The following is a 7,441-nucleotide window of genomic DNA, read 5'->3' on the forward strand; positions in this document are numbered from 1 at the left end:
AAAATATTAATATAGAAATAACCGCGGGTTTAGAATTATGTCTAAAAAGCCTGGCTAAAGGAGTTAGCTGTTATTAAAAAGTGTAATTTAAAAGCCTGAAAATATTAAGTTTAATTTAGTACAAATGCAAAAAAGATACTGGATTATTTTAATTCTTCTCCTGGTATTGGTTGTAACCTACTTTTCCGGTCCAAAACCCATAGATCCAGTTTATACATCAAAACTACCAGAAATACCTTCTTCCAATTTGAAAGTTCTGGAGGATCACATCAAAAAAACAGAAGCTCAACAGGCTCTTAGAGAAGATAATCAGGCTAGTATAAAGTGGCAAAATCAATCACCGCAAGTTACTGAATACAGTATTATATATCTGCATGGATTCGCCGGTAGTTACCGCGATGCTTATCCTGTGAATATAAATATCGCAGATAGCCTCAATGCCAATATTTATCTTTCACGATGGGCAGGACATGGCTTGAAACCCGAAGTGGCCCTAAAAAATTTCACACCCGAAACCGCATGGAATTCCGCAAAGGAAGCATTGGTAATAGGTAACAGAATTGGGAAAAAGGTCATTATTATGAGCACCTCTACAGGCGGCACCCTGGCTATAAAACTGGCAGCCGAATACCCCGACAGGGTTCATGCCCTCATTAACCTGTCACCCAACACCGAAGATGACCAGGCGGGATCGTTTTTATTAAATTCTCCCTGGGGTTACGAAATTGCCAGCCTGGTATCCTTTGGGGAGCATAAAATAATTGAGCACGAAAAGGAAATCGCAGAAAAGTATTGGGATACCATTTACCCCTCTAAGGCACTGGTGGACCTACAAATATTAGTGGGATCTACGATGAAACCGGAAACTTTTTCCAGGGTAAGCTGCCCGGTTTTAACGCTTTATTACAAAGAGAATTACTTTCAGAAAGATAATCATGTCGAGGTAAGCACTTTTCCTGAAGTTCACGAAGCCTTTTCGACAGCAGATTCTTTAAAAAAACTTGTTGCGCTTAGCACTCCTGAGACGCACTTTATTGGGAGCGATATCAAATCTAAGGACATTAAAAGCGTGGAGAAGGAAATCATGATTTTTCTAAAGGAGGATTTAGGTATTACCATTCCAAAATCATAGAAAAACCGAATAAGTATTTTTGAAACTTATTATAGGCATGGTTTGATTGAGGATTTCAGTTTTGAACCTTTTCTAAGGGAAGCTTAGAATTAAATAAATTCAATTTGCCAGGGATAAGATGATTATTCCTATACAAACACCGTGTTCGCAAAGTTAAAAAAACAATCTTGTGAGTGATACTGGATTCGAACCAGTGACCCCTACCCTGTCAAGGTAGTGCTCTGAACCAACTGAGCTAATCACCCTTTTTATTCTGAAGTAAAAATAAGATTTAAAATCTTTTTACAGCATTTTTTTGCAATAGTACTTTTGAAAAAATCCTTTCTATAAAAAATAAAAAACAATCTTAATTCTGACGGGGGCCTCTCTCAAGTCTGGTGAGCACCAGCTCCCCAAAATCTCTTACTCTTTTCCAATCTGTGTACTCTATGGCTTTTTCCGTCTTTGTGGGACCGTGAGTGAGTTTCATAATGAGTTTTATCATGATCCTGTCTAAAAAAGAATAAGCCCTATAATCCAATTTACCCGCGAATACAGCAGGCAGGTCTGGTTCCCATTCAACTTCTTTTAAAAATTTGATCAGGTAGGGATTGGTATCGGGGGAGTTCTTTTCCTCTTTGCGTGCCACGAGGTTTACAGAAAAGAAGGCGGTGATCACCTTGTCAAGCTTTTCTTTGTTGTTTGAAACAAATTCCCGCACCCTGATATTATGTTTTCCGTAGCGAATACTTGCACCTATAATCAGGAGATCAAAATCAGTCACCTTTTCCTTGAAGTCCTCTATAGACCACAAGGTAGCCTCCATATGCTGCCCTCGTATTTGGTGCAGTAAGGCTTCGGAAATCTTTTTAGTCTGCCCATCCACACTGGAGTAAATGATACCAATCTTTTTTCCCATTGTACCCCAAATTTACCTGAATAAAAAAAGAAAACCGGATTCAGGTCTTTTATTTTCTATTAATAATTATTGGGCTGGCCATATTAATTTACTCTCACCTCTCTGAAATATTTCTTTAGGATTCCGGCTGTAGCATCAAGTTTTTGTTGAGTTGGAGGTTCAATTCCCTTCAACCTGTATTCCATTCCCAAGGCTTCCCATTTATGCACTCCCAGCATATGGTATGGCAGCACTTCAATTCGCTCAATTTGCTTATAATCCATAAAAAATTGCCCGAGTTGGTGCAAATACTCCTCCTGATCGGACCAGCCGGGCACCAATACATAGCGCAACCACATTGGTTTTCCGGTTTCTTCCCGATGTGCAGCCACCTTGAAGGTGTTTTTGTTTGTGAGACCGGTTAGCTTCCGGTGCCATTCTTCATTAAAATGCTTTACGTCCAGCATTAAAAGATCGGTTTCCTCCAACAGTTCTGCTGTCTGCTTATCGATAAGTCTGCCGTTGGTATCGAGGGCTGTATTGATTCCTTCCTCGTGCAGTCTCCTGAAGAGTTGTTTCAGGGGTTTCCGCTGCAGCAAAGGTTCACCACCCGAAACGGTTACACCTCCGGATTTTCCGAAGTAGCGTTTCTGACGGATCGCCCGTTCTACTATTTCTTCAATTTCTATAAAACTACCTCCCTTAACATCCATAGTGTCGGGATTGGCGCAATAGAGACAACGAAACTGGCAGCCCTGCACGAATACTACCATCCTGATCCCGGGACCGTCATGAGTTCCGAAACTCTCTATAGAGTGTATTCTAAGTTGATCTGGTGTTCCTTCATTGAGCTGTGCAGCCTCCTGGGGAACAAGCATTCCGTTTTTGATCATTTTTTGATTTTTCAGGAGTAATTGAGAATTGAGCACCGGCACAGAAATGATTCTTTTTGGAAAAAATCAATCCGGTACCGGGTACCCAATACGCAACACTTGAATCTTACATTCTTTCGTGGAAGGTTCTAGTGATCACTTCCAGCTGATGTGCTTTGGACAGGCGGATGAAATTAACCGCATATCCTGAAACCCTGATTGTTAACTGCGGATAGTTCTCCGGATGCTCATAGGCGTCCATCAAAGTTTCCCGGTTAAGAACATTTACATTAAGGTGATGACCTTTATTCAGGAAATATCCATCCAGAAGGCTAACCAGGTTACCTACCTGATCTTTAGGATCACTACCCAGAGACTTAGGTACGATAGAGAAAGTATTGGAAATCCCGTCCATCGCATCACGGTAATCAAGTTTAGCAACCGAATTTAAGGAAGCTATGGCCCCGTGGGTATCGCGCCCGTGTACTGGATTTGCTCCCGGAGCAAAAGCTTCACCTGCTTTTCTTCCGTCTGGAGTAGCTCCTGTCTTCTTACCGTACATAACATTAGAAGTAATGGTTAGCAGGGACATGGATGGCGCCGCATTTTTATAACATTTATGCTTGGCCAGTTCAGTAAAGAAAGTATGAGAAATATCTTTTGCAATAGTATCTACCCAATCATCATCGTTTCCGAATTTGGGAAAATCTCCCTCGATCTCAAAATCTACTGTAAGTCCGTCCTCATTACGAATTGGTTTAACACGGGCATACTTTATGGCCGATAAAGAATCGGCGATAATGGAAATTCCCGCAGCACCATAAGCCATATCAATACCAGGATCGGAATCTATTAATGCCATCTGGGCTTTTTCATAATAATACCTATCGTGCATATAGTGGATGATATTCATAGTTTTGGAATATACCCTTGCCACTTCAGCCATCGCAGGTCTGAATTTCTTCATCACCTCATCATAATTAAGGTATTCTCCTTCCACAGGGGCAATATCTTTAAGAATCTTTTTTCCTGAAGTTTCCTCACGACCTTCATTAAGGGCCATTAAAAGAACTTTTGGTAAATTCACTCGTGCACCAAAGAACTGTATCCTTTTTCCGAGGTCCTGGTGAGACACACAGCAGGCAATCCCGTAATCATCTGAGCCCCGGTATTCCCTCATCATATCGTCATTCATATACTGAATGGAAGAAGTATCAATAGAAACCTTAGCACAGAAATTTTTAAAGCCTTCGGGAAGATTTTCAGACCACAGTACAGTAAGGTTTGGCTCCGGGGACGGCCCAAGATTATAAAGCGTTTGCAGGAATCGGAATGAGCTTTTGGTAACTTTGGTCCTTCCGTCTTCAAACTGTCCACCAATGGCTTCAGTAACCCAGGTAGGATCACCTCCAAAGATATCATCATAAGCGCCTGGTCTAAGGTGGCGCACCATTCGGAGTTTCATCACAAACTGATCAACCATCTCCTGAGCTTCTTCTTCAGAAATCATTCCGTTGGTAAGATCTCTTTCAAAATAAATATCGAGAAAAGAAGAAACATTCCCCAGGGACATCGCAGCACCATCCTGTTCTTTTACAGCAGCCAGATAGGCCATGTACACCCACTGGATAGCTTCCTGTGCGTTTTGAGCGGGGCGACCAAGTTCGAGCTCATATAAAGCCCCTAATTTCTTAATATCTTTTAAAGCTACGATCTGATCGTTTATTTCCTCGCGAAGGCGAATCTTGTAATCATCCATCTCACCTTCGATAGCAGCTTTATCGGCCAGCTTCACCTCGATAAGACGATCGGCGCCATAAAGAGCCAAACGACGATAATCCCCTATTATTCTTCCGCGGGCATAATTATCGGGTAATCCGGTTAGGACCCCATTAGACCGGTAATCTCTAATTTCAGAATCATATGCGGAGAAAACTGCGTTGTTATGATCTTTAGTATAGTTGAATAGTTCTGTTACCCAATCGGCTACTTTTAATCCTTTTTCTACAACAGCACCTTCCACTACCCGAATCCCACCGAAGGGTTTCATGGCTCTTTTCAGCAGCTCGTCTGTTTGTAAACCAACCACTACTTCCAGGTCTTTCTTAATATAGCCTGGTCCATGGCTGGTTATGCCCGAAATAGTTTCCGTGTCAATGGATCTGCATCCGCCGTTTAAGCGCTCTTCTTTCATAGCAGCCAGGCAGATTTGCCACAACTCTTTTGTTCTTTCGGTAGCTCCCGAAAGAAAGGAAGCATCTCCGTAGTAAGGACTGATATTTCTAAGTACGAAATCCCTCACATCAATTTTTTGGTTCCAAACTCCCTCATCCGGTGAAGCAAGCACCTTGTCAGACACGTCTATCATAGTGTTTAATTTTATAGGTTATATATTCTTTTTGTAATTACACTTTATACTATACAAAATCAGGTTTCTGTTCTGCAACAAGATCTTCTCTATTCTTAGATGACTTTTTCAGGTTTTTAATTTCTCTCTGGGTTAACAAAGACAAGCCAAAAGCAACAACCAGGAGTCCGGCGAAAAAGTAAAGTGTTCCATTATAGCTATTAGTAACGCTACGTGACCAGGCGGCGAACAAAGGTCCGGCCATCCCGGCAGCGGCCCAGGCGGTAAGCATATAACCGTGTATCGCTCCAAGTTGTTTTGTGCCAAAAACATCGCCTATATAAGCAGGAATGGTAGCAAAGCCTCCCCCGTAGCAAGACATAATCAGGAAGATAACTGCCTGGAAAAGAAATGCATTAGTAATTCCGGGAAGAGTAAAAAAGGCAATGATCTGGATTGCGAAAAATACTGTATACATGGCAGGTCGTCCAATTTTATCTGAAAAAGTAGCCCAGCCAATGCGGCCCGCTCCATTGAACAACCCCATGATTCCAACCATAGTAGCAGCTGAAATAACCGTAAGTCCGGCATATTCCTGGGCCATTGGAGAGGCCACGGAAATAATGGCGATACCGCAGGATATATTGATAAAAAGCATTAGCCATAAATACCAAAAGCGTCTTGTTTTTATGGCCTGGTTTGCCGTTAGTTGCGATAAATCTCCCTTGATCTTTTTCTTCCCCGAAGCTATTGTAGCCTTAAAACCTTCCGGCAACCAACCTTTAGGTGGAGGAGCCAGGTAAAGAGACGAAGCAAATATAATAAGGAAATAGGCAGCACCCATTATAAAGAAGGTATTGGCGATACCAACTGCAGAGATAAGGTAGACTATGATGGGGCTACTGATGAGTGCCGCAAATCCAAAGCCCATAATGGCAAGACCTGTTGCCAGTCCCCGACGATCAGGAAACCATTTAATAAGAGTGGATACCGGAGTAATATACCCCAGACCTAATCCAATACCTCCAAAGATTCCATAAAACAGGTATAGCAGGTAAAGGGATTCAAGATATATGGCGAGTCCCGATCCAGCAATTCCCACTCCAAAAAAGATAGCTGCAAGTATTCCAGATTTTCTCGGTCCTTTCTTTTCGAGATAATGACCTAGAAAGGCAGCAGAAATACCAAGGAAAAATATGGCAAGGCTAAAGGTGAACTGAGTATCACTAAGCTCCCAGCCAAACTGCTCGATCAAAGGTTTAGTGTAAACACTCCAGGCATAAACTGAGCCGATAGAGATATGAATTCCTACAGCTGAAGCAGCGATCAACCAACGGTTTTTTTCTTTTCCCATGATTCTTTTATTAGAGTTTTAATTTTTCTGATTTTGGTTAATGAACCTCAATCTGTGAACAAATTAACAGCGGAAAAAGACTGGAAAATATGAGGATGGTCAGGTTAAGAATGGCAAGTCGAGATAGTTATTAACTATAACGTTTTCAGCATAAAAGAAATTCCATCTCGAGTTACCCTTTAGATATAAAAGGCTAAATACAGATCGTGTCGTCAACAAATTTTGGTATGAGACAGTTCGTGTAAAACAGTACTTCCGGTTGGATATTTTGACACATTCCGTTTAATCCCGAACTATTGATTCTGAGACAGAATACTTCAGGGAAAAATAAAAGTGTTTAGATTTAGAAGAGTGAAAAATGCAGGATTCTTCTTACAAAGATTGACATCTATTCGAACATAACAAAAAGGATTGATCCTGTAAAATCAGGATCCTCTTAAATAATTGAGCTATAAATCATGAAATAAAAAAAAGGTTTCTGAAACTAGAAACCTTTTCCGTTATGTGGGCGCGAAGGGATTCGAACCCCTGACCCCTTGGGTGTAAACCAAGTGCTCTGAACCAACTGAGCTACGCGCCCTAATTTTTCAATAAATTCGGGATTTTCATGGCTGATTCTCCCGATGCAAGACCGGGATACTCTATACCACCCGACCTGATTTTCATTAAAAAAGGCTCCATAAATGGAAGCCTTGTGAATGGTAGTGGGCGCGAAGGGATTCGAACCCCTGACCCCTTGGGTGTAAACCAAGTGCTCTGAACCAACTGAGCTACGCGCCCATTCTTTAATGCGGATGCAAATATAGATTAGTTTTTCTATTGCACCAAGAAAAAACAAAAAAAATCAAATTATTTCAGC

At 41.5% G+C, this 7,441-nt stretch carries 5 protein-coding genes and 3 tRNA genes; 1 reads left to right on the forward strand and 7 read right to left on the reverse strand.

Annotation, left to right across the window (positions count from 1 at the left end; genetic code table 11):
* The first annotated feature begins 124 nt into the window (after positions 1-124).
* Complete coding sequence (locus tag VIM94_RS01250; RefSeq protein WP_332037477.1) at positions 125-1,132, forward strand: alpha/beta hydrolase; 1,008 nt, start codon at positions 125-127, stop codon at positions 1,130-1,132.
* A gap of 170 nt (positions 1,133-1,302) precedes the next feature.
* Here the strand turns inward: VIM94_RS01250 and VIM94_RS01255 are convergent.
* From VIM94_RS01255 to VIM94_RS01285, 7 genes are all read right to left on the reverse strand, one after another.
* Positions 1,303-1,377, reverse strand: a tRNA-Val gene (locus VIM94_RS01255).
* A 101-nt stretch (positions 1,378-1,478) separates the two neighbouring features.
* Positions 1,479-2,030 carry a menaquinone-dependent protoporphyrinogen IX dehydrogenase gene (gene hemG, locus VIM94_RS01260; protein ID WP_332037478.1) on the reverse strand — a complete coding sequence of 184 codons (552 nt, stop codon included), beginning with the start codon at positions 2,028-2,030 and terminating at the stop codon, positions 1,479-1,481.
* An 83-nt stretch (positions 2,031-2,113) separates the two neighbouring features.
* Positions 2,114-2,902 carry a pyruvate formate-lyase-activating protein gene (gene pflA / locus VIM94_RS01265; protein WP_332037479.1) on the reverse strand — a complete coding sequence of 263 codons (789 nt, stop codon included), beginning with the start codon at positions 2,900-2,902 and terminating at the stop codon, positions 2,114-2,116.
* A gap of 106 nt (positions 2,903-3,008) precedes the next feature.
* On the reverse strand, positions 3,009-5,249 hold the full coding sequence (gene pflB / locus VIM94_RS01270; RefSeq protein WP_332037480.1) for a formate C-acetyltransferase: 2,241 nt from the start codon (positions 5,247-5,249) through the stop codon (positions 3,009-3,011).
* Positions 5,250-5,298: 49 nt separating this feature from the next.
* The gene (locus VIM94_RS01275; protein ID WP_332037481.1) at positions 5,299-6,582 is read right to left on the reverse strand and encodes an L-lactate MFS transporter; all 1,284 of its coding nucleotides are present in this window, start codon (positions 6,580-6,582) and stop codon (positions 5,299-5,301) included.
* A 505-nt stretch (positions 6,583-7,087) separates the two neighbouring features.
* A tRNA-Val gene (locus VIM94_RS01280) sits at positions 7,088-7,162 on the reverse strand.
* Positions 7,163-7,287: 125 nt separating this feature from the next.
* Positions 7,288-7,362, reverse strand: a tRNA-Val gene (locus VIM94_RS01285).
* Positions 7,363-7,441: the final 79 nt, after the last annotated feature.

Source organism: Salegentibacter sp. (assembly GCF_036568425.1).
GTDB lineage: Bacteria > Bacteroidota > Bacteroidia > Flavobacteriales > Flavobacteriaceae > Salegentibacter.